The sequence below is a fragment of the Pseudemcibacter aquimaris genome, assembly GCF_028869115.1.
GTDB lineage: Bacteria > Pseudomonadota > Alphaproteobacteria > Sphingomonadales > Emcibacteraceae > Pseudemcibacter > Pseudemcibacter aquimaris.
The window spans coordinates 1,970,681-1,996,531 of sequence record NZ_CP079800.1; the positions used below are offsets into that span (position 1 = coordinate 1,970,681).

General features: G+C 42.2%; 28 protein-coding genes. 17 read left to right on the forward strand and 11 right to left on the reverse strand.

What is annotated here, in order from left to right:
• Nucleotides 1-71 precede the first annotated feature (71 nt).
• Nucleotides 72-521, reverse strand: coding sequence for a hypothetical protein (locus tag KW060_RS09340; RefSeq protein WP_249034551.1), 450 nt, complete (start codon nucleotides 519-521; stop codon nucleotides 72-74).
• Between the two features lie 9 nt (nucleotides 522-530).
• On the reverse strand, nucleotides 531-1,823 hold the full coding sequence (locus KW060_RS09345; RefSeq protein ID WP_249034552.1) for a hypothetical protein: 1,293 nt from the start codon (nucleotides 1,821-1,823) through the stop codon (nucleotides 531-533).
• Between the two features lie 433 nt (nucleotides 1,824-2,256).
• Here KW060_RS09345 and KW060_RS09350 point away from each other — a divergent pair, with 433 nt between their 5' ends.
• The 3 genes from KW060_RS09350 to KW060_RS09360 all read left to right on the forward strand — a co-directional run bounded on the left by KW060_RS09350 (nucleotide 2,257) and on the right by KW060_RS09360 (nucleotide 4,410).
• Nucleotides 2,257-2,784: a hypothetical protein gene (locus KW060_RS09350; protein WP_249034553.1), complete on the forward strand. Its 528-nt coding sequence runs from the start codon at nucleotides 2,257-2,259 to the stop codon at nucleotides 2,782-2,784.
• A gap of 65 nt (nucleotides 2,785-2,849) precedes the next feature.
• The gene (locus KW060_RS09355) at nucleotides 2,850-3,944 is read left to right on the forward strand and encodes a DUF3592 domain-containing protein (protein WP_249034554.1); all 1,095 of its coding nucleotides are present in this window, start codon (nucleotides 2,850-2,852) and stop codon (nucleotides 3,942-3,944) included.
• 16 nt (nucleotides 3,945-3,960) lie between these two features.
• Nucleotides 3,961-4,410 carry a YybH family protein gene (locus tag KW060_RS09360; protein WP_249034555.1) on the forward strand — a complete coding sequence of 150 codons (450 nt, stop codon included), beginning with the start codon at nucleotides 3,961-3,963 and terminating at the stop codon, nucleotides 4,408-4,410.
• 3 nt (nucleotides 4,411-4,413) lie between these two features.
• Here KW060_RS09360 and KW060_RS09365 read toward each other — a convergent pair whose 3' ends face one another.
• Nucleotides 4,414-4,995 carry an isochorismatase family protein gene (locus KW060_RS09365; protein WP_249034556.1) on the reverse strand — a complete coding sequence of 194 codons (582 nt, stop codon included), beginning with the start codon at nucleotides 4,993-4,995 and terminating at the stop codon, nucleotides 4,414-4,416.
• A 58-nt stretch (nucleotides 4,996-5,053) separates the two neighbouring features.
• On the reverse strand, nucleotides 5,054-5,509 hold the full coding sequence (locus KW060_RS09370) for a MarR family winged helix-turn-helix transcriptional regulator (RefSeq protein ID WP_249034557.1): 456 nt from the start codon (nucleotides 5,507-5,509) through the stop codon (nucleotides 5,054-5,056).
• Between the two features lie 133 nt (nucleotides 5,510-5,642).
• Between KW060_RS09370 and KW060_RS09375 the strand changes: the two genes are divergently transcribed.
• The 3 genes from KW060_RS09375 to KW060_RS09385 all read left to right on the forward strand — a co-directional run bounded on the left by KW060_RS09375 (nucleotide 5,643) and on the right by KW060_RS09385 (nucleotide 7,389).
• The gene (locus KW060_RS09375; RefSeq protein ID WP_249034558.1) at nucleotides 5,643-6,479 is read left to right on the forward strand and encodes a CPBP family intramembrane glutamic endopeptidase; all 837 of its coding nucleotides are present in this window, start codon (nucleotides 5,643-5,645) and stop codon (nucleotides 6,477-6,479) included.
• 204 nt (nucleotides 6,480-6,683) lie between these two features.
• Nucleotides 6,684-7,094, forward strand: coding sequence for a hypothetical protein (locus tag KW060_RS09380; RefSeq protein WP_249034559.1), 411 nt, complete (start codon nucleotides 6,684-6,686; stop codon nucleotides 7,092-7,094).
• Nucleotides 7,084-7,389 carry a DUF7684 family protein gene (locus tag KW060_RS09385; RefSeq protein WP_476704314.1) on the forward strand — a complete coding sequence of 102 codons (306 nt, stop codon included), beginning with the start codon at nucleotides 7,084-7,086 and terminating at the stop codon, nucleotides 7,387-7,389. The genes KW060_RS09380 and KW060_RS09385 overlap by 11 nt, the downstream gene beginning before the upstream one ends.
• A 108-nt stretch (nucleotides 7,390-7,497) precedes the next feature.
• On the opposite strand, the gene KW060_RS09390 is transcribed toward KW060_RS09385, so the two are convergent.
• Together KW060_RS09390 and KW060_RS09395 are read right to left on the reverse strand one after the other, a co-directional pair.
• A complete protein-coding gene (locus KW060_RS09390) occupies nucleotides 7,498-8,520 on the reverse strand; it encodes a 2-oxoacid:ferredoxin oxidoreductase subunit beta (protein ID WP_249034561.1) in 1,023 nt (340 codons plus the stop codon).
• Nucleotides 8,517-10,385 carry a 2-oxoacid:acceptor oxidoreductase subunit alpha gene (locus KW060_RS09395; RefSeq protein WP_249034562.1) on the reverse strand — a complete coding sequence of 623 codons (1,869 nt, stop codon included), beginning with the start codon at nucleotides 10,383-10,385 and terminating at the stop codon, nucleotides 8,517-8,519. Before KW060_RS09395 ends, KW060_RS09390 begins: the two co-directional genes overlap by 4 nt.
• Nucleotides 10,386-10,625: 240 nt before the next feature.
• Between KW060_RS09395 and KW060_RS09400 the strand changes: the two genes are divergently transcribed.
• The 6 genes from KW060_RS09400 (at nucleotide 10,626) to KW060_RS09425 (ending at nucleotide 16,464) form a co-directional block, all read left to right on the forward strand.
• The gene (locus KW060_RS09400) at nucleotides 10,626-11,924 is read left to right on the forward strand and encodes an MATE family efflux transporter (RefSeq protein ID WP_249034563.1); all 1,299 of its coding nucleotides are present in this window, start codon (nucleotides 10,626-10,628) and stop codon (nucleotides 11,922-11,924) included.
• Nucleotides 11,925-11,986: 62 nt separating this feature from the next.
• The gene (locus tag KW060_RS09405; protein WP_274757241.1) at nucleotides 11,987-13,084 is read left to right on the forward strand and encodes a TonB family protein; all 1,098 of its coding nucleotides are present in this window, start codon (nucleotides 11,987-11,989) and stop codon (nucleotides 13,082-13,084) included.
• Complete coding sequence (locus tag KW060_RS09410; protein ID WP_249034565.1) at nucleotides 13,084-14,211, forward strand: TonB family protein; 1,128 nt, start codon at nucleotides 13,084-13,086, stop codon at nucleotides 14,209-14,211. The genes KW060_RS09405 and KW060_RS09410 overlap by 1 nt, the downstream gene beginning before the upstream one ends.
• Nucleotides 14,212-14,278: 67 nt before the next feature.
• Nucleotides 14,279-15,340, forward strand: coding sequence for an energy transducer TonB (locus KW060_RS09415; RefSeq protein WP_249034566.1), 1,062 nt, complete (start codon nucleotides 14,279-14,281; stop codon nucleotides 15,338-15,340).
• Complete coding sequence (locus KW060_RS09420) at nucleotides 15,341-15,586, forward strand: hypothetical protein (protein WP_249034567.1); 246 nt, start codon at nucleotides 15,341-15,343, stop codon at nucleotides 15,584-15,586.
• A gap of 200 nt (nucleotides 15,587-15,786) precedes the next feature.
• On the forward strand, nucleotides 15,787-16,464 hold the full coding sequence (locus tag KW060_RS09425) for an energy transducer TonB (RefSeq protein WP_249034568.1): 678 nt from the start codon (nucleotides 15,787-15,789) through the stop codon (nucleotides 16,462-16,464).
• Nucleotides 16,465-16,496: 32 nt separating this feature from the next.
• Here the strand turns inward: KW060_RS09425 and KW060_RS09430 are convergent, their stop codons facing one another.
• Together KW060_RS09430 and thiS are read right to left on the reverse strand one after the other, a co-directional pair.
• Nucleotides 16,497-17,267: a thiazole synthase gene (locus tag KW060_RS09430; RefSeq protein ID WP_249034569.1), complete on the reverse strand. Its 771-nt coding sequence runs from the start codon at nucleotides 17,265-17,267 to the stop codon at nucleotides 16,497-16,499.
• Nucleotides 17,268-17,298: 31 nt separating this feature from the next.
• On the reverse strand, nucleotides 17,299-17,502 hold the full coding sequence (thiS, locus tag KW060_RS09435; RefSeq protein ID WP_249034570.1) for a sulfur carrier protein ThiS: 204 nt from the start codon (nucleotides 17,500-17,502) through the stop codon (nucleotides 17,299-17,301).
• Nucleotides 17,503-17,581: 79 nt separating this feature from the next.
• Here thiS and aroQ point away from each other — a divergent pair, with 79 nt between their 5' ends.
• The 4 genes from aroQ to aat are packed head-to-tail and all read left to right on the forward strand — an operon-like array spanning nucleotide 17,582 to nucleotide 20,571.
• Nucleotides 17,582-18,019, forward strand: coding sequence for a type II 3-dehydroquinate dehydratase (aroQ, locus tag KW060_RS09440; RefSeq protein WP_249034571.1), 438 nt, complete (start codon nucleotides 17,582-17,584; stop codon nucleotides 18,017-18,019).
• A 45-nt stretch (nucleotides 18,020-18,064) separates the two neighbouring features.
• The gene (accB, locus tag KW060_RS09445; protein ID WP_420833186.1) at nucleotides 18,065-18,526 is read left to right on the forward strand and encodes an acetyl-CoA carboxylase biotin carboxyl carrier protein; all 462 of its coding nucleotides are present in this window, start codon (nucleotides 18,065-18,067) and stop codon (nucleotides 18,524-18,526) included.
• An 11-nt stretch (nucleotides 18,527-18,537) separates the two neighbouring features.
• A complete protein-coding gene (gene accC, locus KW060_RS09450; RefSeq protein ID WP_249034573.1) occupies nucleotides 18,538-19,890 on the forward strand; it encodes an acetyl-CoA carboxylase biotin carboxylase subunit in 1,353 nt (450 codons plus the stop codon).
• Between the two features lie 24 nt (nucleotides 19,891-19,914).
• Nucleotides 19,915-20,571, forward strand: coding sequence for a leucyl/phenylalanyl-tRNA--protein transferase (gene aat / locus KW060_RS09455; protein WP_249034574.1), 657 nt, complete (start codon nucleotides 19,915-19,917; stop codon nucleotides 20,569-20,571).
• Here aat and KW060_RS09460 read toward each other — a convergent pair.
• From KW060_RS09460 to KW060_RS09470, 3 genes are read right to left on the reverse strand one after another with little or no spacing between them, the layout of a single operon-like run.
• On the reverse strand, nucleotides 20,508-20,894 hold the full coding sequence (locus KW060_RS09460; RefSeq protein ID WP_249034575.1) for a DUF2155 domain-containing protein: 387 nt from the start codon (nucleotides 20,892-20,894) through the stop codon (nucleotides 20,508-20,510). The two genes, aat and KW060_RS09460, sit on opposite strands and share 64 nt — an antisense overlap.
• A 5-nt stretch (nucleotides 20,895-20,899) precedes the next feature.
• Nucleotides 20,900-21,349: an outer membrane lipid asymmetry maintenance protein MlaD gene (gene mlaD, locus KW060_RS09465; RefSeq protein ID WP_249034576.1), complete on the reverse strand. Its 450-nt coding sequence runs from the start codon at nucleotides 21,347-21,349 to the stop codon at nucleotides 20,900-20,902.
• Between the two features lie 25 nt (nucleotides 21,350-21,374).
• Complete coding sequence (locus KW060_RS09470; protein WP_249034577.1) at nucleotides 21,375-21,764, reverse strand: NADH:ubiquinone oxidoreductase subunit NDUFA12; 390 nt, start codon at nucleotides 21,762-21,764, stop codon at nucleotides 21,375-21,377.
• A gap of 401 nt (nucleotides 21,765-22,165) precedes the next feature.
• Between KW060_RS09470 and KW060_RS09475 the strand changes: the two genes are divergently transcribed.
• Nucleotides 22,166-25,798 carry a vitamin B12-dependent ribonucleotide reductase gene (locus KW060_RS09475; RefSeq protein ID WP_249034578.1) on the forward strand — a complete coding sequence of 1,211 codons (3,633 nt, stop codon included), beginning with the start codon at nucleotides 22,166-22,168 and terminating at the stop codon, nucleotides 25,796-25,798.
• Nucleotides 25,799-25,851 lie beyond the last annotated feature (53 nt).

Below are 25,851 nucleotides of genomic sequence, written 5' to 3' on the forward strand. Positions count from 1 at the left end.
CAGAAACCCTGCACAAAAAAAACGCTAAATGATTTTTAGTGCTTTTAATCTATGGTTATGAACGGTCACTGTTAAAAATGGAACAAGACTTTCACCGTATCGGGTAATGAATCCACCTTCGACATATCAACAAAACTGATGCCGCCCGGTTTGCGCTCGACCATTTTAATAATGCGGCTAACTGTACCGATTTTTCTAGGTGGGGTTTGGCCTTCACGTTGCTTGAAACTAAGCCAATATGCTTGAAATTCAATTTCATTCATTTTCAATACATCGCTCAGAAAATGGGCATAAACCTCATCTGTTTCGCGCCTTCCGATTGGATAAGCATCGATACTGCCCCATGAGGTTTGCTGTTTTAAGAAAACGCGCTGCACTTGTTTTTTTAAGTTCTCTTCATCACCGGAAAGATTATTTTCACTGTTGATAATCACCGCATATTCCATGGCAGTGGCATTTGTGATGGCTGCTAACATAACCCATGTGGAAATTGCAAATATTCTAATACTAAAATTTTTCATGATACCTTCCTAAAATGAGAATGTTGCTGACAATTGATATGAGCGCACGTCGGCTTCTGAAATTGGGCCATTAGGCAGCCCTTCTTCAACGGCTTCGAAGTTCTTGAATGTCGCTATCCCACGAAGACGAACATTCTTGGTCGGGACAAAATTCAAGCCAACCGCATGTTCAATCTGGTTCCCCCTGTCATTGCCGTCATCAAAGAAATCAAACCTGTAAAAGGCAGTCCATTGATCATTCAAGCGATATGCCGGTTGTGTATAAAACGCCAATCTGTCAGATAGGTGATCTTCATTCGTGTAGAAAATCTCACTCTTCCAAAGTATCGGCCCCTTGTCATAAAGAAGGTCTGCGCCATAAAGGATATAATCAGAACTCTGGCCGCCGATCAGGCTTGGGCGAACACGGCTCCCGCCACCAAGGTTTGCACCAACGGTTATGCCCGTATCACCAAACGTATATCCAACACGACCCCCATAATTAAAGCTTTCCGGATTGCCGACAAAACTACCGACATAAAGGTCATATTTAAGCCTGCCATTATCGGTGAATGTTTGACCGTGGATATTGGCCCCAGTCATGAAATTAGCAAACATGCTTTGGCCGCCAAACGGCCTTAAAAACTGTGGCTGTTCCGGATCAAGCAAGATTGCTGGGAAATGATCAACGTTAATAATGCCATGCGGCGTAATGAAACGGCCAACCCGTACATTCAAGGCATCCGATGCTTTATAATTTGCCCATGCGATCACCGTTGGTGAAATACCTGCACCCGGAATTTGGAAAGTTGGGTCCGTTCTTTGTTCATCATCCTGAAAAATCGGCGCAGATTCACGGATGAAGGCCTGCGCGAGAAATGCTGACCAATTTTCACCAAGCTGTGCACGCATCAATATTTCAAATGTTTGCCTGTTAAAACTTGTCGCTGATCCATCGCGGCCGTCCACGTGCGTAACCGCCGAATGAAGAAACCCACCGATATCAAGCGACAGCGCATCAAATGATTGCACAAGTGCCCTATCGCCGGTCTTGTCTTCCAGCTCTAATAATTCATCTTCGACGACTTCCAACCGCTCTGTATTTTCCTGAACCAGCTCTACTGTCTCTTCTGGAATAGAAAGCGTTTCGACGTTTTCCGTTTCTGAATTTTTAAGTGCTGTGATTTCGGTTTGTAATGACGAAATCATTTCAAGTGCTTGCGATAATTTACTTTCCAGTTCCGCAAGTCGGCTCTCATCATTCGATTGCGCATATGTTGGGGATAACATTGTTGTGGCCAACAATCCCCCCAATAGTGACATTTTCAATTTTCTTTTAAAAACTTCCCGAGTTTTACCCATGATAACTATCCTTAACTAATTGTTATAAAAATGTTTTTTTGGAAACTTCCTTAAAAACATTTTTAGTGGCAGAAAAAGATACATCAGAGAAACGTCAAAAAATAATCACTTGAATTAACGTGTTAGTGTAAATAAGTGACCAATAAAATCACATACTTAGGGCATTAAATAACAAAGAAATCACAGCCAGTTCAATTTAACGTGAGACGTCGTGTGGCATCTGTGATCACAAATGGAAAATCGAATATAAAATAGAACATATTTTAATTTTTTATGACAGAATTGAAAAGAAATACACCTGTTCCACCACAAGCTTTAAAAATTAAAGTGTTGATAGTCCAATTGTTAAAAGATATAACTTTGCACTAATGAATAATTACGAAGACCAATAAGTATGTCACTTGAGTCACTAAGCAAAAAAATCATTAATTTTCAGGAAAATGAAAATAATCTGAAATGCCATCTTTTGTGCGTTAATGACAGCTTTTCTAATGAAGCATCCAAACTTGCCCCCATCTACGAAATCTGGGATGACGTAAGAGGGAATAAAAAGCTCCCTGCTTGGAAAGATTTCAAATTTGAAAACTTTAAAGGGTGGCATTCTAATATTCGCATCCAAGATGTTGGGGAAACAATCGATGCCCCGAAACGCAACATCATCATCGGTGATGTGTTTGCACAATATTGGGGCGAGAAAACAATTTACGAACAAATCGAAGAAGGAATGCCCCCTTCTCAAGACACGGTCGATAAATATTTCGAATATCTTGGGTATCTTTACAATCATCATTACGGCATCAATTACGGCGCAATACCAAAACATGATGGCAGCCTGATACCGTCATTATGGATCGAGCTTCCGATGGCCAATGACGGTGAAAATGTAACGCATATCTTATCCGCGATTGTAACAACCACATAAAGACAGCATTAGACCTGCTTTCAATAATTTGATACCCTGACTTTAAAATACATCGGGGTTAATCATTGTTTGATTTTATTTTTGATACATTATTTTCTTTTTTCAATACATGGGAAACGTTAGGTCTGCTTCTTATGGGTGTGGCTTTTATTTCCTTTGGCACTGCATTTCTGGGCTATGAGATTTACTGGCGGTTAAAATCCGAACGGATTGATGGCGTGATCACCGCCGTTAAGGCACAAGGCAAATATTTTTATTCCGTATTTAAATATAAAACCCACGACGGCCAAGAACTTGAACAGGATAGCGCACTGGGTTCCAGTTCCATTTTAAGCCGTTTACCCGGCACCCATGTTAATTTGATGATCATGCCGGATAACCCGAAAAAAATACGCCGCCCCACAATGATCTGGTTTGTGTTTGGCACAATGTTCCTCGTACCCGGTCTATTCATCATGAATTTGGCCATTAAAAAATTTGAATTTAATTACATGATGGCGCTTTTTATCCTCGCCGGAATTCTATTTGGTGGGGAAAAGGTGTTTCATTTTTACCGCAAAATAACCCACAGTAAATTTGACCGCGAATTATTATCTGAATTCTGGCGCGATATTAAAGCGGGCAAAAAACCGACATCCGAACCTCATGAGATTAATGGCGAAATCCTTACAAAACCCGAAATCATCAAACATGCAAAATCCCATTTGAAATACAGCAAGGTAACAACGCTGGTGCTATTTTTAATATCAATCGGGCTTGGGTACTGGGGATATTACAGCGGGCAGGAAATGATCGATATGACCGAAAATGGCTTACGCACATCCGGCACCATCATCGGCATGGAAACACATGATAACAGCGATAATACCGGCTATACATATTACGCCATCATCCGCTTTATGGACGAAAACGGTGAAACACACGAATTCACCGACAGCATCGGATCAAGTACCCCACTATATGACCGTGGGGAAACGGTTGATGTGCTGTATAAACCCAAATCACCAAACATATCCATCATCGACCGCGGCATATTAAATTGGGGCATCAGCACCCTCGCCGCCTTATTTTCATTATGGGCGTTATGGGGATCATTCGTGTTTCTGGGCGCAGAGAAAAGATTTAATAATCATCCGATCCATAGAAGCATTATAACCTAAACCAAAAGGAAAAATCATGAAGCATATTATCAAAATCATATCCATGTGGTTCCTATCCATTATCATTGCACCAATCGCATATGCCAATGATGATGTTGCCGCACAAATTCAGATACAAAATTCGAAATATGAAAATGGGTATAATAGCGGTAATGCGGATGCGGTTGCAGCGCTTCATACGAAAGACGCGCGCGTTATGGTTTCCGGTTTTCCAACCTCTGTTGGCAAAGATGCCATTCGCGCCAACATTACCGCCGAAACATCCGGGCCCGCCAAATTAAATCTTAGCCTTGAAACCACTGAATTAGATGTGGCGGAAAATATGGCCTATGAAAAAGGAAGATGGACAACCGTAATCAAGGAAGAAGGGAAAGCGGATATAACAATAAACGGGCCTTACTTGGTTATTTGGAAAAAAGTGGATAATAAATGGCTAATTCATTTTGACGCTGTTTTTTCTGAATAAAATTTATTCAATAATCGTTGCACCTTGTCGGATGAGTAATTCTTTATCTTTGGCCCATTGGGTATCGGATGTCGATAGCACTGCGTTATCATATATTTCAACTTTATAGCCGCGGTTTAACGCCCCTAAACTGGTATTTTTGACGCAGTAATTCCCATCCAGCCCAGAAATCAATAATGTTCCGATATTCTTTTTTGCCAGATATTCTAAAAGATCCGGATTTGAAAATGCATCACCTGCCGACTTGATCATTTCAAAATCAGATTTAATTTTTAAACGATTATCCAGCCCTAAACCATTTGAGTTTTCGCAACCCTTCCCACCGGCAAGTATTTTCATTAGTAAGTTTATATACCATCCATTGAAAATATGGCGGATCGTGATGACCGAATGCTGTGCATCATTATATTCAACACTCAACGTATTTACTTGATCAAGCCGCCCTTTAAGATAGGACGGCGTATATTTATCCGTTTCGAAATTGGATGTAAAATCATCCTGTAAATCGATGACGAGCAATGCTTTATTTGAACGGGTCGTAATATCGATCTTTTCGCCCTTTGTCGGCGTTTGGTTTAGACGCATTGTCCAAAAGGTATATAGAATAAGCATTATAATTATAAAAAGAGGAATTCCCCACATGTCACACTTCCTTTTTTGTCGCTAGGTCACGGAACCAATCGTTTAAAGCTGATTGAACCCTGCAAAAGGATTTAAGGTCATCATCACTGAACATTTTTGAAAAACCATCCAACAATTCGGTTTCATCATTCCTGATATCAGTAATCGCCTTCCCCCCTGCCCCTGTTAATTCATATAAAGGTGACTTCTTGCTTTTGGGATTAGCGGATTTTTTAACAAGCTTTTTATCCAATAGTTCAATTAAAATACGTGACGTAAATTGACGTTTCACATTTAAGGATGTCGTAATAACCGGCGCGGCGCTTTGCCCATTATTATATAAAACTTCCAATATCGCCCTTTGACCGACACTAATATCAAACTTACTGATTTCATTTTCAACGGCACCTGTTATGTGTCGCAACAATGGCCGGGTCAGTTGAATGGACTGATATAATTCATCATTATTTTTCTTCATTAATGTGAAATATCATGGCGATGCATTATTGTCAACTAAGTTGACATAAAATTATTAATGACAGCAATTTTCATAATGATTATTGTAATAAAAAGAGCATTTTGCTCGCCTAAAGTATAATTGAAAGTGAAGCATGGCATTTAAGAAAGACACGACAATAACATTGGGGCTGTTTATCGTTTTAACGACCATATTTTATGTTATTGGCTACTGGCTGATATTTCGTTTGGGTAAGGCAACACCGCTTATGCTTTCTGTTGGTGTGGCGGCCATCACGACATGCTGGATTAGAAAAATACCCATAGCTTCACTGGGGTGGTCATGGGGACCGTGGAAATACCAGTATCAAAGCTATTTTATACCGTTACTCGCCATTGGGTTTGGATACATACTGATTTGGTCACTTGGCTTTGGTGAATGGTATAACACCGACTTTATTGCAGAACAAAAAGAAGCTTATAACTTAACGAACTGGAATGATTACGGGATTATCTTTTTTCATTTTGCGATCACCGCAACTATTACATTCTTGCTCGCATTACCATCCGTATTGGGCGAGGAAGTTGCATGGCGCGGCTTTTTAATCCCGGAACTTATGAAATCCATGACATTTAAGGGCACGGCATTGGTCAGTGGTTTTTTATGGTCCATCTGGCACTGGCCGCTTATGTATGTCGGCATCTATGGCAATTCACACACGCCCCTCTATTTTCAGCTATTTTGTTTCACGCTTTATATCATGAGCTCATCCGTGATCATGACTTACTTACGCCTTAAATCAAATAGCCTATGGACAGCAGTAATATTTCACATGTCCGGCAATGTATTTTTACAAAAATATTTCTCATCCCTGACGATCAACACCCAGGACACATATTGGTATGGCGATGAATTTGGATTAATGCCACCATTAATGTTGTTTTTGATATCCATACATTTCTGGCGTAAAGGCGTTAAGGAGTTTTCTTAAGAGCAAGAAAAATGGTGCTGCAGGAGGGAATAGCCCATTTATCCTTTAAGTTATTGAGAATAAAAATGTTATCACATTTATACTTAGTCAATTGTGCACCAGTTGTGTGACCTGTGATCAAGTATGTATTCAAACTATTCATACATTGCCTTTCAATTTAATTACCAGTATGGTTTTAATAATTATACAGGGGGTTAGAAATTCATGTCCAACAAGCTCTTGAAAATCGGAATACCCTTTCTCTTAGTGATTGGGGCGATTGTTCTCAATATTGCAAATAATCCGCTTCGCCGTTCAAGTGATGAGCTAAGAAGTGAAATACTATTGTCTACACCAATTGGGACAAATGTAGAGTCAGTTAAAGAATACATTCTGGATAGAGCCGCTAGAGGACAAATCCAATCTTGGGGTAGTGACTTGTATAGTATACGTGATTCAGTACACTACGAAATAGAAGAAACATTAAACAATGACGAAGTTCACTTTATATTAAGAACATATCTTGGTTCCTATCATGCCCCAATATTTTCTGAATATGTTGTAGTGGATTGGCATTTCAATGAGGCTTCTGACTGTACTTTCATCAAGGTTTGGAAATTTAAAGATGCTCTCTAGTAAAGTTAATAAGGAATACTCTAAGTTCCTTCTAGTCTCAGAAAGTGGATACGATAAGAGTCATGATGATATGTTGATGTCTTTATTAGACCAAGAATATGAATTATTTTGTGTTGTTGGTAAGGATTGTGAACTTTGGGAAGATATTATGGACGAAATTGCCGTGGGGGATGGAACCAATATTAGATTTATTACAACAACTAGCCATCCGGACGAAACGATCGAAGAAGTAATTGAGTTCGCTAAAAGTTTTCACACAAAAAAGAAGTCAGATTTAAAAATAATCTACGTATAGAAAATTTATAAAACTGGTGCTGCTGGAGAGAATTGAACTCTCCGCATTGATCGTCCCATCATAAAAAAAGGGGCCAATGGCCCCTTAATACAAATTATTTGATAATGCTTATTCCACCGTCCAGGTGCGGCCTTGACGGATCAGGGCGTTGAAATCAGCTGGCTTGGCGGCTTTGGCGGCGTCCATTTGTTGATGGACGGCGTCATTGTATGTTTCCGCTGGTTCACAGTAAATCACACCGCAAACAACCGGGAATTCCGGTGCGGTTAATTGCACCAGCATATGTGCCATCATTTTATTGGTTTCATCATGGATCAGAATATCATCTTCTGTGATGCCGTTTTCACCGATGGTGACCACTTCCATGGCAAATTGATCCATATTGAAACGGATACCCATGTTCTTTTCTTTACCAAAAATCAGTGGCTTACCATGTTCAACATGGATTTGTGTGTTTTCGGCTTCTTTTTTGTTGGTGAAATGTTCAAAAACCTTGTCGTTAAATACGATACAGTTTTGATAAATTTCCACAAATGATGCGCCCTTATGATCGCGTGCACGTTCCAGCGTACCCGGAAGCGCTTTTAACGCCGTATCAATACCACGGGCCACAAAACGTGCCCCCGCCCCAAGCGCAAATGAACATGGTGTCAGCGGCAAATCAACAGAACCCATCGGGGTAGACGGTGATTTTGTGCCTGGTTTTGATGTCGGGGAATACTGTCCCTTGGTCAGACCATAAATTTCGTTGTTAAACAACATGATCTGCATATCCACATTACGACGCAGCACATGCAGCATATGGTTACCACCGATACTTAAGCCGTCACCGTCACCGGTCACAAGCCATACATCAAGGTCAGGGTTCGCAAGCTTAACACCCGTCGCCACCGCCGGCGCACGGCCGTGAATTGTGTGAAAACCGTATGTTTCCATGTAATACGGGAAACGTGACGAACAGCCAATACCGGAAATAAACACTGTGTTTTCCGGTGTCGCGCCAATGTTCGCAAGCGTCATTTGAACGCCTTTCAGGATCGCATAGTCACCACAACCCGGGCACCAGCGTACTTCCTGATCGGTTTCAAAATCTTTGAATGTTAATTTTTTAACGTCTGCTTGTTTGTTCATGACGCATCTCCTGCATGTTCGCGGATACAGTCTTGGATCTCTGTAATTTTAAATGGCTGTCCTGATACTTTGGTCAGTGACACAGCATCAAGCAGATATTCCGCACGAAGCAGCTTATTCATCTGCCCTTTATTCATTTCGGCAACAATTACCTTGTCATAACTTTTCAACAAGCTTTCAAGGTTTCTTGGCAATGGCCAGATATTACCGATATGGACATGGGAAACATCAACGCCTTCTTTGCGGCAACGTTTTACCGCCTGATGGATGGCGCCACGTGTTGAACCCCATCCAACAACACAAAGCTTACCGCCCTCTTCGCCTTGTGACACTTCCTGTAATGGAATATCATCGGCAATGCCCATGATTTTGTCGGCACGTGTGTCGGACATCAATTGGTGGTTCGCCGGATCATATGAAATATGGCCACTGTTATAATCTTTTTCAATACCGCCGATACGGTGGATCAGCCCTTCTGTGCCCGGCTTAACCCACGGACGCGCAAGCGTTTCCGGGTCACGTTTAAACGGGTGGAAATCCTTTGTATCCGTGTGATGTTTTACAGGGAATTTATCAAGTTCGTTGATATCCGGTAATTTCCATGGCTCGGACGCGTTACCGATATAACCATCGGAAAGCACCATCACCGGTGTCATATATTTGGTGGCGATACGTACCGCTTCGATACCCACATCGAAACAGTCCTGCGGGTTTGACGCGGAAAGCACACAAATCGGTGCATCACCGTTACGGCCCCAAACCGCCTGGAATAAATCAGACTGTTCCGTTTTAGTCGGAAGACCGGTTGACGGGCCCGCACGTTGAATATCAACAATCACAAGCGGCAATTCCGTACTGATCGCAAGGCCCATTGCTTCGGTCTTTAGCGCGATACCCGGGCCGGAACTTGATGTAATACCAAGCTGACCCGCAAATGACGCACCAATCGCGCCACAAATCGCGGCGATTTCATCTTCCGCCTGGAAGGTGGTTACGCCAAATTCTTTTAACCCTGATAACGTATGCAGCAATGTTGACGCAGGCGTAATCGGGTATGATCCAAGCATCAACGGAATGTCACCAAGTTGCGACCCCGCAACAAGACCCCACGCAAGAGCCTGGTTACCATTCACGGTACGGTATTCGCCCGGTTCTTCCTTATGAACGCCGATGTTATAACGACGTAGGTTGCTTGAAACTTCTGCGGTTTCGCCGTACGCATGGCCCGCATTAATCGCGGCAACGTTGGCCGCCGCCACATCCGGAAGTTTTTTAAATTTCTGCTCTAACCAATCTGTGATCGGTTTACGTGGACGGCCAAACATCCATAGGATCAATCCAAGCGTCCACATATTCTTGGAACGGATCGCATCCTTTTTACCAAGGCCGTATTCTTTCACGGATTCAAGGGTCATCTTCGTGATATCAAGCTTTTGAACCTGATAGCCATCAAGCGTATGATCCTCAAGCGGGTTTGCTTCATATCCTGCTTTATCAAGGTTACGTTGGTTAAACGCCCCTTCATCAAGGATGATCAGACCACCTTCTTTAAGACCGCCAAGGCTTACTTTAAGAGCCGCAGGGTTCATACATACAAGTACGTCTGGTGCATCACCCGCCGTTGACACCTCAACAGATCCGAAATTGATCTGGAACGCGGAAACACCAAATGTGGTGCCGACAGGTGCGCGAATTTCAGCGGGGAAATCAGGAAACGTTGAAAGGTCGCTTCCTTCAAGCGCAGTCACAACGGAAAACTGTGTCCCGGTAAGCTGCATTCCATCGCCAGAATCACCTGCAAAACGGACGCATACGGAATCCTGTTCCACATAATTCTCGGCTGATGTTTCTACATTCATACTCATAACCCTTCTATGGCCTTTATTTATTCTGTTTCATTAAACAGTAACGATTAATAGTTACTTTTGAAACAAATTTACATATAAAAGTTTACATGTAAAATAATATATAAAAATAATTTGCTGTTCATTTATCTTAAAAACTATTATTTTTCAACAAAAGTTCGTCAATATTACAACACATTTTCTTATCTAAGCCATTACAAAATGTCACTTGCTCAAAACAATCACGAAATATCTCGACAAATGTGGCAGATTGCAATCCCGGCCGTGCTTGCGAATTTATCCACACCGCTGCTTGGATTAACCGACAGTTTCATCATGGGACACATGCCTCATGAACGTTATCTAGCGGCGGTTGCGCTTGGCGCGATGGCGTTTAGCATCCTTTATAACGGGGTCAATTTCTTACGGATGGGCACCACTGGATTATCGGCGCAAAGCTACGGCAGGTCTGATGAACTGGCGTTAAATCAATTGTTTATACGTGGCTGCATCAGTGCAGCGGTAATCGGCTTTATTTTCATTTTACTACAAGCCCTTCTCATAAACACATTCATTATGTTCATGGAAGCGGAAGAAAATGTCACCGCCCTCACCCATCTGTATTTTACCATTCGCATTTGGGGTGCGCCCTTTGCGCTTATGAATTATGTGGCGTCGGGTTGGCTTCTGGGCATTGGCCGCGCGAAAGAGGTTCTATACATCCACCTATACATGAACGTTAGTAATATACTTCTGAATTTCCTATTTGTGTACGGCTTTGACATGACCGCGGATGGTGTGGCACTTGGCACCGTTTTATCGGAAAGCACGGCATTTATCATCTGCCTTTATTACGTGAAACGGGAAAACAGATTAAATGCGAAACTGCCGTTATTTGGTGCCGATGTATTACAAGACATCATGAATATGGCCGCTTTTAAAAAGCTGTTTTCATTAAACCGCGACATATTCATCCGCACTATGTGCCTGACGTTAACGCTTGCGAGCTTTACATTGCTCGGCACTCGTTTCGGTACCGAAATACTTGCGGCCAATGCGATACTGATGAATATTCAGAACCTAACCGCATATGGTCTTGATGGCTTCGCACAAGCGGCAGAGGTTTTGGTCGGCAAAGAAATCGGCCGCAAGTCAAAAGAACGCCTGCGCGCCGCGGTGATCATTTCCGGCAAATGGGCGATTTTTACCGCCAGCGCCTTTAGCATTATTTATTTCCTATTCGGTGAAATGATGATCAATGCCCTCACGAATATTGAGGCCATAAGGACAATCGCCCATGATTATCTGATCTGGATTATCGTGTTGCCGATCCTATCGATCTGGAGCTTTCAATTAGACGGCATCTTCATCGGCGCCACCGCCGGCAGCGACATGCGCAACGGCATGATCATATCCACGGGTTTCTATGTTATCTGTGTATATACCCTGATCCCAATGTGGGAAAATCACGGCCTTTGGGCCGCGTATACAGTGTTTATCGTACTGCGAGCCTTAACATTACTGGTCAAATACCCCGCCATTGAAAAACGCGCCATATAAATATTTGAATTCAATTTCCATCCCCGCTATAATTTTGCGAAATCAACATTTTATTGGGGGAAATGATGCTTACCCGAATTATATTTATATTAAGCCTGCTGATCACACCGGTATTCGCTGATGAAGTCGCGGATAAGGCCGAATTTAAAAAATTATACGCTGAATTTAATGAACTATATTCAAGTTCCGAAGACATCGACCCAATCATCGAGGTCGCCGAAAAACTAATCAAAATCGCACCCAAGGCATATGGCAAGAACCATATGAACACCGCCGTTGTGACGTATAATCTGGCGAGCCTTTATATAGAAAAAGATTTAGAACAGCATAATGTAGAATTAGAGAACCAAACCACAATCCTTTTGGAAAAATATTTTAAAATTCTTGATAGAATTGATGCGCCCAAAAACAGAACATACGTCAATCAATTCTTAGTATATCTGAAAGCAAGTGTTGACGATCATGTAGAGGAAAGCATTAAAAGTGAAGCTAGAAAAATACAAAAAATTGCTAAAGAATTAGACTACGAGCCACAAGAATTGGCGAAAATTGAGAATAGTTTAGCTCATATTCTTTTCAAAAACCGCCAATACCAAGAAGCAAAAGATTTCCATGAAGATTCAAATTTAAATTATGAAAAAGCTTATGGAGAAAATCATTTTAAAATTGGTGAAAATTTATTTTCAATCGCCAAAATTGACATGGGATGGAATAAAAGAGAATTAGCTGAAAAAGAGTTCTTAAAAGCGCTTGATATATTCGAAAAGAATGGTGAATTAGGAAATACACTTGCTCAATCAACTCATGCATTCCTTGTCGCTTTATATGAAGAAATGGGAAACCCTGACGCAGCAACTAAACATTGTCAGGCTGTAGCCATTGAACGTCCAAAAGATTTTGATAAAGAAATTGATCCATTATACAGAAAACTTCCCGACTATCCGTCCACTCGCAGAGAAGGATATGTTCTCGTCGAATTTAATGTTGATACAAATGGAAACACACAAGATGTGAAAATCTTAGAAAGTTCTGCAGCAATTTTTGAAAAAAATAGCCTCGAAGCAATTTCAAAATGGAGATATGCGCCTAGTGTGCAAAATGGCGAACTGATTATTACAGAAAATGCTAAAGCGCGAATTGAATATCGAAGGTCAAGGTAATGATCAAATATCTTCTATTATTCTCTTTACTCCTCTCCTCTTACGCATTCGCCGATCAAGCAACGGACAAGGCAGAATTTAAAAAATTATACGAAGAATTTAATGAACTATATTCAAGTTCACAGAACATAGAACCAATTGTTGCAGTAGGAAAAAAACTTATAAAAATTGCTCCGAAAGCTTATGGCAGAAACAGCAAAAATAATGCAATTGTTCACTATAATATGGCACGTTTATACGATGAAACCAGTAATGGGAAAATTTATGAATATGAAGAGATTGCCAGCGAATATTATAAGAAATACTTCAAAATTTTAGACAAATCTAAAACGCCAAAAGATGAAACATACTTTGATCATTATATAGAACTTATCAACACCGAAATGGCACTTCATGGGATATGGTACAAAAATAAATATCTAAACAATTTATTATCCATGGCATCAAAAAGTAATATTCCAGTTTTGAAAAAAGCAGAAATTGAGGTCTTTGTAGCAAATCAACGTTATCTGAAAGACGACAAAGCAAAAGCACTTAAAATTTTTATTTCAGCACTAAACAAACTTGAAACCATTGAAAACACGAATAAATTAACCCTTGCAAATGCCTATCTCGGTAAAGCGCTCATTCATTTCGACAATAAAAACTACAAGGATGCTGAGGTAGGTTTTCAATTAGCCCTCAAAAATTATGAAGAATTAGAAACAATAGATAAAAACATCCTCGCAAATTCCCATAAAAACTTAGCGAGATTATATGTAGAAACAGGTAAATATGATTTGGCTGCATCACACGGCGAACAGGTTACAAAATTTGCTAACAATCCAAAAGAAATGTTTCTACCGATTGTAAGGAAAGAACCACTATATCCCTCGACCGCAAGGCGTCACGGTGCCGGCGGTTATGTTGTTATCAAATTGACGATTGATACCGAAGGAAAGACAAAAAACATCACAGTGGTGGAATCATCTTCCTCAGTGTTTGAAGAAAATGCAATAAAAGCTGTCGAAGGATTTCGATATATCCCGCAGTCCGAAAATGGCACGAGAATTGAAGTACCAAATGTAATGGCCGTATTGCAATTTGGAATAGCCAGTAGAAAATATATGTACATGAAAGCAATGTGATATGATCAGAATTTTATCACTACTTGTCATTTTTATTTCTCCCGTCTATGCCGAACAGGCAGCGGATATGACAGATTTACAAAAAATCGAAGCTGCTTTTTCGGAATATTCACATCTTAGCCAGTCAACTAAAGATGTTGATGCCATTATAAAGGCTGCCCAAAAAGTTTATGATTTATCATTGCCATATTACGGAAAAAACAATCCCAACACGGCAGCAAGTATTGTGAACCTCGCCACTATATATGCATATAAAAGCAAGGATGACACACACCCTGACCTACGATTAAAAGCATGGGAATTATACGAACAATACCTAGAAATCATAGACAAAATAAAAGCGAAAAAAGACAAAGATTATATATATTTTTACCTAAATTATCTGGAATCACTCTCCCTTGAATCTAACCAACAAAGAGCCACCCTTCACGCGAAAAATATTCATAACGCAAGCCAGAAACTGGATTATTCAGATGCAGAACATGGTGACATCCAGTTTTCAATTGCTATGGCACTTTATAACAATCGCGATTTTAACGATGCTCATAATTATTTCAAACGGGCCAATAAGCATTACCTTAATGCACATGGGCCAGATCATTTCAAAGTAGGGAAAAGCTATTTCTGGATGGCAAAGCGTGAAATGACAAAACGCAGACAAAAATCAGCCGAAAGAAATTTACTCGCCGCACTTGATGTCTTTGACAAAAACCCTGAACAAGGGGCCTCATTAAAACAAAACACTCATGCTTTTCTTGTGGCCCTCTATGAATCAATGGGTAAATCAGATGCAGCAACTTTACATTGTCAAGCAATCGCCATCGAAAGACCAAAGGATTTCGATCAATTCATCACACCACTTTACCGAATTAATCCAAAATTCCCACCTATCGGCCCAAGACAAGCAAGCCGCTTACAAAAAGAGCCAATCGAAGTATTGCTTCAATTTGATGTCGATAAAAATGGCAGAACCAGTAACATCAAAGTCATTGATAGCGATAACGTCAAATTTAACAGACCATCCATTCAAGCCGCCAGATCATATAGATACGCCCCAAGCGTCAAAGACGGTGAACTAATCGAAACAATTGGCGCAAAACTAAATTTCGTTTATGGAGTTTCACAGTAGATGATTAAAAAATCATATATCTTTCTTATATTCATAATATTTAATTTTTCTGTTTTTGCCGAAGAAAATGAAAAGCCAATATTTGTAAAACTGTATGAAGAAACGAATGAAGTATTTGAAAACCCTGAAGGCATTGAAGGCCTCCATGAAATGCACGTTAGAGTGCATGAGGCATCATCAAATATTAGAAAGAAATACGACAAAAGAAATCTTGAAACACTTCTTAAATATGCTCAGTTAACCTAGCAGATTTAAACGACATAAAAGGCAAAACTGATAACAATAAAAACGAACGCAAGGCCTTCGATTTATATGAAGAATATTTCGAAACCCTGTACAAGCTATCTCCGCAAATAGAAGAACAATATTTATTCCAATATTTATTGTTTATAAATGCTGGGTTTAATTCTCTCAAAATTAAAAACAACAGCATTTATGTAAACAACTTGCAAGAAATTATAAAACAAGTTTACGATGAAGAGAGAATTAGGTCAGAATTATATTATGTAATTAGTAGAAAGCTTTATGGGATATTAGCTAAAGATCAGGATAAAACTCCGTATACAATTTCTTGGGAGCTATATGATAAACTATTTACTGAAGACAAACCTAATTTGGGCATAATGTTTATGTCGATGGCATTCATAAGCGAAAGAAGAAACAACAAAGCTGCTACTATCAAGTTTTTTAATTCCGCGATTGAAATTTTAGATAAAAACCTTAACACTAAAGATATAGAACTTCTTTTACTAGCCCACGAATCCCTCATAAATATTTATAGCAAAGATGGAAAAACGGATAAAGCAACACCACACCTCGTTGCATATGCTAAAAAAAGACCAGAAGGTTTTGGTGACCCTAAAAGAGCTTTATACGCTGAATTCCCTATCCTCCCTTCAAATGTAAAAGGACGTGGAAAATCGCATCACGCGTCAGTGAGGTTTGATGTGGATAAAAATGGTTTTACAACAAATATTACGCCACTTACTACAATCAATATTGAACTTGCTGACGCACTTGCAGAGGCAATAAAAAAATCCCGATACGCCCCTGCAATTAAAGATGGTCAACCAGTTCCGATGTATAGATTAAAAGAATCCATAACAATCTTCACAGAGCGTTAGCTTTTCATTCTTCAAATTTTATTTCGATTATCCTAAATCAACCCAGCAAGCGGTGATGATGGGTCGGCGTATAGTTTCTTTGGCATACGTCCTGATAGATACGCGTCACGTCCCGCTTTAACGGCGTTGTTCATGGCGCGGGCCATGCGTACCGGGTCTTTGGCTTCTGCGATGGCGGTGTTCATTAGAACGGCGTCACAACCGAGTTCCATGGCTTGGGCGGCCTCGCTTGCGGTGCCAACGCCAGCATCAACGAGTACTGGTACATTTGCCTGTTCCACGATAATGCGGATGCCCACCGGGTTTTGGATACCAAGGCCGGAACCAATTGGTGCGCCCAGCGGCATAATCGCGCAGCAGCCGATGTCTTCTAATATTTTGGCCTGGATCGGGTCATCGTTACAATAAACCATGACTTGGAAGCCCTCAGCGATAAGCGTTTTCGCGGCTTCTACGGTTTCCGGCATGTTCGGGTATAATGTTTTTTGATCGCCAAGGACCTCAAGCTTCACAAGATCCCATCCGCCGGCTTCGCGTGCAAGGCGCAGTGTGCGCACCGCATCATCACCGGTAAAACATCCGGCCGTATTCGGCAGGTATGTATATTTCTTTGGATCAAGATAATCCACAAGCATTGGTTCGCCCGGGTTCGCGATATTAACACGGCGCACAGCGACCGTGACGATTTCCGCGCCGGATGCCTCGACCGCGAGTTTTGTTTCCTCGAAATCTTTATATTTGCCCGTACCAACGATAAGGCGGGAATTATATTCTTTTCCCGCGATCTTTAATGTGTCGCTCATGTTATCTAAATCCGTCTATTTAAGTTATTCTTCAACCGCCGCCAATGAAATGTACAATTTCAAGGTTATCACCATCACCGACCGTTACATCGGCAAAAGTGGTTTTGGGGACGATTTCGCGGTTGTGTTCAATCGCCACCTTTTCATGATCAATTTCAAACTTGCCCAGTAAATCAATCAGCGGTAATGCCTCATCCATGCTGTGCGTGTCGCCGTTAATGGTCACATTTATCATTATTAATGCCTTTAACTGTTTTCAAATCATAATTTAAGTATTATATACATACCTAATGATAATAAGTCAGCAGGGAAATATGACAAAATCAATATTGGTGATTAATGGTCCCAATTTAAATTTGTTGGGGACGCGGGAACCGGAAATATATGGTGCAGAGACACTTGACGACATTAAAGACAAAATGTCGGCCAAGGCATCATCGCTTGACCTTACTATTGATTTTCGTCAATCCAACACCGAAGGTGAAATCGTTAACTGGATACAGGAAGCACGTGACGCACATGACGCCATCGTCATTAATGCGGGCGCCCTTACCCACACATCGGTTGCAATTATGGATGCCCTGCTTGCCGTTGACACGCCCTGTGTCGAGGTACATTTATCAAATATTTTCAAACGCGAAGAATTCCGTCATCATTCCTTTATCTCGCCGGCGGCGGTTGGTATGATTACCGGGTTCGGTTCCGTTGGTTATTTAATGGCGGTTGACGCCGTTTCTGATATACTCTCGTAAACACAATCAAGTTCATAGTTAAAAGGATTATTAATAATGGCAAAAATGCAAGTGGACACAAAGTTAATTCGTGAACTCGCTGAAATGCTGAATGACACTGATCTTTCTGAAATCGAAGTGGAAGATGGGGAAAGAAAAATCAAATTATCACGTGGCGGTTCCGTTGTATCCGTTGCTGCCCCTGCGCCAATTGCAGCGGCCCCAGCACCTGCAGCAGCACCAGCTGCCGCAGAAGCACCAGCAGCCGCGGCAGATACGCCAGCAGAAGATCATCCTGGTACGATTTTCTCGCCGATGGTGGGAACAATTTATACATCACCTGATCCAACAGCGGACGAATTTATCAAGGTTGGTGATACAGTTTCAGCAGGTCAAACAATCCTGATCGTAGAAGCAATGAAAGTGATGAACCAAATCCACGCTGCAAAAGCGGGTACGGTTAAAGCAATCCTTGTTTCAAACGAACAGCCGGTTGAATACGGCGAACCACTCGTCATCATCGAATAACGGGGACGTCCATGATTGAAAAAGTCCTTATTGCCAACCGCGGCGAGATTGCCCTACGTATCCATCGTGCCTGTCACGAAATGGGCATTAAAACCGTGGCTGTTCATTCAACGGCTGATGAAAAAGCAATGCATGTGCGCCTTGCGGACGAAAGTGTCTGTATCGGCCCACCAGCATCCGTTGACAGTTATCTAAATATCCCTGCGATTATGTCTGCCGCGGAAATCACCGGCGCGGATGCGATCCACCCGGGTTATGGCTTCCTTTCCGAAAATGCAAAATTCGCAGAAATCGTTGAAAAATACGGCATTAAATTTATCGGCCCAACTGCAGATCATATCAACCTGATGGGTGATAAAATTTCCGCGAAAGAAGCCGTAAAAAATGCTGGTATTCCGGTTGTTCCGGGTTCCGAAGGTGAAATTAACACCTACGAAGACGCAGCACCAATTGCCGCTGACATGGGTTACCCTGTGATCGTTAAGGCAGCAGCTGGCGGCGGCGGTCGGGGAATGAAGATCGTTCAAAGCGCAGATGAGCTGGAAGTTGCAGTAACAAGCTGTCAACGCGAAGCAGAAGCAGCATTTGGTGACGGAACGGTTTATCTTGAAAAATTCCTGACAACACCACGTCACATTGAAATTCAAATTCTTGCTGATACCCACGGAAACGTGGTGCATCTTGGTGAACGTGATTGTTCGCTTCAACGTCGTCACCAAAAAGTTCTTGAAGAAAGCCCATCACCGGCGCTTAATTCAAAACAGCGTGATGAAATCGGTGAAATTTGCCGTAAAGCGGTTGAAACACTTGGTTATCGTGGTGCGGGCACCATTGAATTCCTTTATGAAAATGGCGAATTTTATTTCATTGAAATGAATACCCGTCTTCAAGTGGAACATCCGGTTACGGAAATGATCACTGGTATTGATCTTGTGAAAGAACAAATCAGGGTTGCCGACGGGCTTGAGCTTAAACACAAGCAGGATGATGTTAAGTTCTCTGGTCATGCCATTGAATGCCGCATTAACGCCGAAGATCCGTTTACATTTATGCCATCCCCTGGCCAGGTAAAAGATTACCATACACCGGGTGGTCTTGATGTGCGTGTGGATAGCGGCCTTTACGCCCGTTACCACATTCCACCACATTACGACAGCATGATCGCGAAATTGATCGTTCATGGTAAAACACGTAATGAATGTTTGATGCGTCTGCGTCGTTCACTGGAAGAATATGTGATTGACGGCATTAAAACCACAATTCCGCTTCATCAAAAGCTTATCCGCGAAGATGATTTCATCAATGGTGATTATAACATTCACTGGCTTGAAAAATATCTGGATAGCTTAACTGAGACAAGCTAATACACTGAATTTAAGGAGGGGTACATGAATATATCTCCTGAGCTCCTCCTTAGTGCCTATATGCAGGGCATATTCCCCATGGCCGAAGGGCCCGATGCGGAAGAAGTATTCTGGGTTGATCCCGAAGAACGCGGCATATTCCCGCTTGATGATTTCCATGTCCCCAAAAAACTTGCCCGCAAAATCCGCAAGAACCCATTTAAAGTCACCGTCAATAAAGCATTCCGTGATGTAATGCGTCACTGTGCTATGCCGACACCGCATAAAGACCGTAAAAGCACATGGATCAACCGCACGATCCTTACCAAATATGCAGAACTTCATGATATGGGATATGCCCATTCCATTGAATGCTGGCTAGATGATGAACTGGTGGGCGGGTTATATGGTGTGTCGTTAAATGGCGCATTCTGCGGCGAAAGCATGTTTCATAATGTCACGGACGCAAGCAAGATCGCGCTCGTTTACCTTGTGGTGCGGCTTAAGGTCGGTGGGTATAAATTGCTTGATACCCAATTTGTAACGGATCATTTAAGCCAGTTTGGCGCCATAGAAATCCCGCGTATGGAATATCGCAGCAGATTAAAAGAAGCCTTATTGGTCGAGGATAGTGATTTTTATTCACTTTCTGAAGATGCGGATGGATCTACAATTCTGCAATCAGTGACCCAAACATCATAAACCGCATGTTCCAGCGATGATACAGCCGGACTTGATGCGAACATCCATCCTTTGAATACTTCGTTTGCTTCGCCGGAATGGCCAAGATCAACGATTTCAAGGAAAGCAACACTTTCCGGTGTTTCTTCCGGTGGATTGGAACTGCATGTGCGCATGGTAATTTCCATGGTGCCGAACTTCACTGTTTGGTCTTGCACCACTTCAATGGTTTCAAGTTTTGCAGTAATTTTATTAAGCGCGCCAAGGGTAACAACGGGCACTTCCTGCGCCATCAATGACGCTGGGAATAATAGTAAAATAGTTAGGAATAATTTGCGTAACATGGGCGTTACTCTTCGTTATCGCCGCTGCCCGCAAATGTATTGATTAACCCAAGAAGGTCCACTGCCCCTTGTGTTTCATAAATGGTATCACCATCTTCAAGCATAATGTCTGACCCACCCGGATCAAGCACAAGATAATTACCACCAAGTAAACCTTCTGATGTGATTTTGGCGAATGTGTCTTCTGGTAGTTCAATAGATGAATCGATATTCATTTCAACGACCGCTTCATATGTATCCGCGTCAAGGTGGCTACCGACGATTGTGCCGACCTTAATACCGCTGATTTTTACTTCGCCGCCAGTGGCAAGGCCGTCAATTTTATCAAAGCTTGCGTAATATGTGCTGCCGTTTACACTGCCAACACCAGCATTACTAAACGCGAAAAAAAGAAACCCGCCGGTAATCGCAAGGACCGCAGCGCCCATCATTGTTTCAACAAGGTTGTTTCTCATTTATTCGCTCCTGATTTAACTTTGTTCAGCTGCCAGGTGTCCAGGCCTCATAATCGCCAGTTGTTCCCTTGCGCACGCCACCTTCTGAAAGGGCGCCACTTGGGGAATATGCACCGAGCGTACCAGTTTGGTTTGGCTTGTGCTCTTTTTCCCAGCTTTTAATCGTACGTGGTTTTTCAAGCGGTGTATAATCAACGATCTTATGAAGCCAAGCATGCCAATCTGGCTGAATGTTTGATGCTTCGATTTCACCAACGAAAATAACCCAGCGTTTTTTACCGTCTTTAGATGTGTAATATTCATTTCCATGCGCATCTTCGCCGACTTTTACACCTTTAAATTTTGTGTAAATCGTTGTGCCGATTGTTGCCACATGCCACCAGCCGAAAACCCGTTTTATAATATTAACAAACATGATCATCCTGTCTAAAGTTAAATTGCTAACCCTTTCTATACCCCGAAGGGTCCAGAAGAACAACCATTAAAGCACTCAGCAAAGCCGATATTTCACATTTAACGGTAACATTGGCGGATAACAATGACCATAATATGGCATTTGGGCTGTTTCTTATGCGTAAAGGCCTATTTTCATTATGAAAATGTGGAAATTCATCAAAATTCCGGCGACTCACCAACACACAACATATAGATTATAACCACTCGTCAACCACAAAATATATTAAAAAACACTTTGCGCGGTAAGCCGATTCAGTTAGAATTCCACCATATCCACCAAACATAACAGCAATAATAACGAAGTGCCCTTTGATAAGCTTAAAAAACACCCAAAGGGACATAAATGTTAAGGCGGGAAGAATGAAGATAGAAAGAAATTATACAGACGCGAACCTCGGTGCATATGCCGATATAGCTTTTAGAAAAACAGACAGCGAAATTAGCAATCCAAACGGCGAAGTCGTATTTGGATTAAAAGGGTTCGAAGTCCCAAATGACTGGAGCCAGGTTGCGTCTGATATCATCGCGCAAAAATATTTCCGTAAAGCGGGCGTACCAGCATGTCTAAAACCCGTCAAAGAAGACGGTGTTCCAAGCTGGCTTTGGCGCCATGTTGCCGATGAAGAAAAACTTGAAAAATTACCGGATGATGAAAAATACGGTCCGGAAACAAGCGCACAACAAGTTTTCCACCGCCTTGCCGGTACATGGACATATTGGGGATGGAAAGGCAATTATTTCGAAACAGAAAGTGATGCCAGTGCCTTTTATGACGAACTTGTTTTTATGCTTGCAAGCCAGATGTGTGCGCCAAATTCACCGCAATGGTTTAACACCGGTATTCATTGGGCATATGGCATTGATGGCCCGTCGCAAGGACATTTTTATGTTGATCCAAATACGGGTGATCTGACCAAATCCGCAAGCGCATATGAACATCCGCAACCCCATGCCTGCTTCATTCAGGGGGTAAATGATGATCTTGTTGGTGATGGCGGCATCATGGACCTATGGACCCGTGAAGCGCGCCTGTTTAAATATGGTTCCGGCACAGGCAGCAATTTTTCCAATGTCCGTGGTGCGGGCGAAAGCCTTTCCGGTGGTGGCGCATCATCAGGGCTTATGAGCTTTTTAAAAATTGGCGATAGATCAGCTGGTGCGATTAAATCCGGCGGCACCACAAGACGTGCTGCAAAAATGGTAATCGTTGATGTTGATCATCCGGATATAGAGGATTTCATCAACTGGAAAGTGGTTGAGGAACAAAAAGTATCCGCCCTTGTCACCGGGTCAAAGGTCACAGAAAAACATGCAAAGGCGATAATGGCAGCCTGTCATTTAGATGGACTTGAAAATGCCTGTGATCCAAAAGAAAATGCGGAACTTAAAACCGCGATCCTTAACGCACGCCGTGATATGGTACCGGAAAACACCATTCAACGTGTGATTGGTTTTGCAAAACAAGGCTTTACCAAAATTGATTTTGAAACCTATGATACCGATTGGGATTCAGAAGCTTATATGACCGTATCGGGGCAAAATTCCAATAACACCGTGCGTGTAACCGACGCATTTATGAAAGCGGTTGATGATGATGCCGATTGGAACCTTACCAACCGTACCAATGGTGAAATTTTCAAAACCGTAAAGGCACGTGACCTTTGGAATGATATCGGCCTTAGCGCATGGCAATGTGCTGATCCGGGTTTACAGTTCCACACCACCATCAATGATTGGCACACATGCCCTAACAGTGGTGAAATCCGTGCATCGAACCCTTGTTCCGAATATATGTTCCTTGATGACACCGCATGTAATCTCGCGTCATTAAATCTGATGAAATTTAAAACCCGTGACGGCGAATTTGACGTTAAAAGTTTTGAACATGCTACACGTATCTGGACAATCGTTCTTGAAATTTCCGTGATGATGGCACAATTCCCATCACGCGAAATTGCTATGCGCAGTTATGAATACCGCACGCTAGGTCTTGGCTTTGCCAATATTGGTGCGCTGATTATGTCATGTGGGTATGGATATGACAGTGTTGAGGGCCGCGCCCTTTGTGGTTCAATCAGTGCACTGATGACTGGGGTCAGTTATAAAACATCGGCGGAAATGGCGGCCCGTCTTGGTGCATTTCCAAAATTTGAAGACAATAAAACACCAATGCTACAGGTGATCCATAATCACCGAACTGCCGCATGGGGTAAATCATATTATAAGGGGTTAAACATCCACCCTGCCCCGCTTGATATTAAAAATTGCCCGTTTGATGATATTGCGGTTGCGGCGGGCCGCGCATGGGATATGGCCCTTGCATATGGTGAACAACACGGGTTTAGAAACGCACAAGTTTCCGTGATAGCACCAACAGGCACAATCGGCCTGGTGATGGATTGTGATACAACAGGTATTGAACCTGATTTCGCACTGGTGAAATTTAAAAAACTTGCTGGTGGTGGTTATTTCAAAATCATCAACCGAATGGTACCCGAAGCACTTAAAACGCTGGGTTATTCACCAAAACAAATCGATGAAATTTCCAGATATGCCGTCGGACACGGCAATCTTGTAAACGCCCCGCATATCAATTGGGACAGTTTAAAAGCAAAAGGATTTGCAAACGCGCAGCTTGATCAATTAAGCGGTGCGATCGAGGATGCCTTTGACATCACGTTTGCCTTTAACCGTTATACATTTGGTGATGAATTTTGCACAGACGTTCTTGGAATTAGCACCGAACAGCTATCCAACCCATCATTCAACATGTTGAAAGAATTGGGCTTTACTAAAGAACAAATTAACGCCGCCAATGAATATGCAGCCGGTACCTTTACCCTTGAAGGCGCGCCACATTTAAAAGATGAACATATCGCCATTTTTGATTGCGCAAACCCATGCGGCAAAAAAGGAAAACGTTTCTTAAGCGCCCACAGCCATATTCACATGATGGCGGCGGCACAACCGTTTATTTCCGGTGCGATTTCCAAAACAATCAATATGCCGAATGATGCAAGCGTCGAAGATTGCATGGAAGCATACACCCTTTCATGGAAACTGGGGCTTAAGGCAAATGCGTTATACCGTGATGGTTCAAAATTAAGTCAGCCATTAAACGCCGCAATCCTTGAGGAAGAGGAAATCGAAGAATTACCGCTTCATGAAAAAACCAAGGCGGTCGCGGAAAAAATCGTCGAACGCGTGATAGAACAAGGCCCGGCCAAACGCCGCAAACTGCCAACCCGCCGTAAGGGTTACACACAAAAAGCAACCGTTGGCGGCCATAAAGTGTACCTGCGTAGTGGTGAATATGATGATGGCACACTCGGTGAAATATTCATCGACATGCATAAAGAAGGCGCCGCATTCCGAAGCTTAATGAATAACTTCGCCATCGCATTATCCATCGGGCTTCAGTATGGGGTGCCACTGGATGAATATGTGGATGCCTTTACATTCACGCGGTTTGAGCCATCCGGTCAGGTGGTCGGCAACGACGCCATTAAAATGGCAACATCGGTTCTTGATTATATTTTCCGTGAATTGGCGGTGTCTTATCTTGGTAGAACCGACCTCGCCCATGTGGTACCGGATGACCTTATGCCCGATAGCATGGGAAGCGGTGATGATGATATTTCCGATGAAAGCTCCACCGCCGAAACCGGTGATGCGCTTAACCGTGTCATTGGCCTGACCAGTACCGGGTACGTCAGGAAAAGTAATCTTTATGTGCTGCAACAGGAAACCGTTGAAACCACAAAAAAGACAAAAGCACTGAAAATATCCGAAGACACGCAAATCGCAGTTGGCGCAGAAGAAGTTCAAGAAACCGTAATCATCGAACATGATGACCGTTCAAATCAGATCCTCGAAGCCAAAATGAAAGGATACGAAGGGGACGGATGCGCCGAATGCGGCAATTTCACCATGGTAAGGAACGGTACGTGCCTTAAATGTGATACATGCGGTTCCACAAGCGGGTGCAGTTAAACTGGAATTCTAAAGAATTTTACTAAATTTTTACCTAATAAGCGCATTCTAAT

Excerpts from the sequence above, each read along its gene's own strand:
- KW060_RS09385 (WP_476704314.1), top strand. The coding sequence starts at position 7,084 with ATGCTCTCTAGTAAAGTTAATAAGGAATACTCTAAGTTCCTTCTAGTC.
- KW060_RS09370 (WP_249034557.1), bottom strand. The coding sequence starts at position 5,509 with ATGAAGAAAAATAATGATGAATTATATCAGTCCATTCAACTGACCCGG.
- mlaD (WP_249034576.1), bottom strand. The coding sequence starts at position 21,349 with ATGAGAAACAACCTTGTTGAAACAATGATGGGCGCTGCGGTCCTTGCG.
- KW060_RS09410 (WP_249034565.1), top strand. The coding sequence starts at position 13,084 with ATGATCAAATATCTTCTATTATTCTCTTTACTCCTCTCCTCTTACGCA.
- KW060_RS09475 (WP_249034578.1), top strand. The coding sequence starts at position 22,166 with ATGAAGATAGAAAGAAATTATACAGACGCGAACCTCGGTGCATATGCC.
- accC (WP_249034573.1), top strand. The coding sequence starts at position 18,538 with ATGATTGAAAAAGTCCTTATTGCCAACCGCGGCGAGATTGCCCTACGT.
- KW060_RS09460 (WP_249034575.1), bottom strand. The coding sequence starts at position 20,894 with ATGTTACGCAAATTATTCCTAACTATTTTACTATTATTCCCAGCGTCA.
- thiS (WP_249034570.1), bottom strand. The coding sequence starts at position 17,502 with ATGATAAATGTGACCATTAACGGCGACACGCACAGCATGGATGAGGCA.
- KW060_RS09365 (WP_249034556.1), bottom strand. The coding sequence starts at position 4,995 with ATGCGTCTAAACCAAACGCCGACAAAGGGCGAAAAGATCGATATTACG.
- KW060_RS09340 (WP_249034551.1), bottom strand. The coding sequence starts at position 521 with ATGAAAAATTTTAGTATTAGAATATTTGCAATTTCCACATGGGTTATG.
- KW060_RS09375 (WP_249034558.1), top strand. The coding sequence starts at position 5,643 with ATGGCATTTAAGAAAGACACGACAATAACATTGGGGCTGTTTATCGTT.
- KW060_RS09415 (WP_249034566.1), top strand. The coding sequence starts at position 14,279 with ATGACAGATTTACAAAAAATCGAAGCTGCTTTTTCGGAATATTCACAT.
- accB (WP_420833186.1), top strand. The coding sequence starts at position 18,065 with ATGCAAGTGGACACAAAGTTAATTCGTGAACTCGCTGAAATGCTGAAT.
- KW060_RS09360 (WP_249034555.1), top strand. The coding sequence starts at position 3,961 with ATGAAGCATATTATCAAAATCATATCCATGTGGTTCCTATCCATTATC.
- KW060_RS09420 (WP_249034567.1), top strand. The coding sequence starts at position 15,341 with ATGATTAAAAAATCATATATCTTTCTTATATTCATAATATTTAATTTT.
- KW060_RS09380 (WP_249034559.1), top strand. The coding sequence starts at position 6,684 with ATGTCCAACAAGCTCTTGAAAATCGGAATACCCTTTCTCTTAGTGATT.
- aroQ (WP_249034571.1), top strand. The coding sequence starts at position 17,582 with ATGACAAAATCAATATTGGTGATTAATGGTCCCAATTTAAATTTGTTG.
- aat (WP_249034574.1), top strand. The coding sequence starts at position 19,915 with ATGAATATATCTCCTGAGCTCCTCCTTAGTGCCTATATGCAGGGCATA.
- KW060_RS09350 (WP_249034553.1), top strand. The coding sequence starts at position 2,257 with ATGTCACTTGAGTCACTAAGCAAAAAAATCATTAATTTTCAGGAAAAT.
- KW060_RS09430 (WP_249034569.1), bottom strand. The coding sequence starts at position 17,267 with ATGAGCGACACATTAAAGATCGCGGGAAAAGAATATAATTCCCGCCTT.
- KW060_RS09405 (WP_274757241.1), top strand. The coding sequence starts at position 11,987 with ATGATGCTTACCCGAATTATATTTATATTAAGCCTGCTGATCACACCG.
- KW060_RS09395 (WP_249034562.1), bottom strand. The coding sequence starts at position 10,385 with ATGAGTATGAATGTAGAAACATCAGCCGAGAATTATGTGGAACAGGAT.
- KW060_RS09390 (WP_249034561.1), bottom strand. The coding sequence starts at position 8,520 with ATGAACAAACAAGCAGACGTTAAAAAATTAACATTCAAAGATTTTGAA.
- KW060_RS09470 (WP_249034577.1), bottom strand. The coding sequence starts at position 21,764 with ATGTTTGTTAATATTATAAAACGGGTTTTCGGCTGGTGGCATGTGGCA.
- KW060_RS09400 (WP_249034563.1), top strand. The coding sequence starts at position 10,626 with ATGTGGCAGATTGCAATCCCGGCCGTGCTTGCGAATTTATCCACACCG.
- KW060_RS09345 (WP_249034552.1), bottom strand. The coding sequence starts at position 1,823 with ATGTCACTATTGGGGGGATTGTTGGCCACAACAATGTTATCCCCAACA.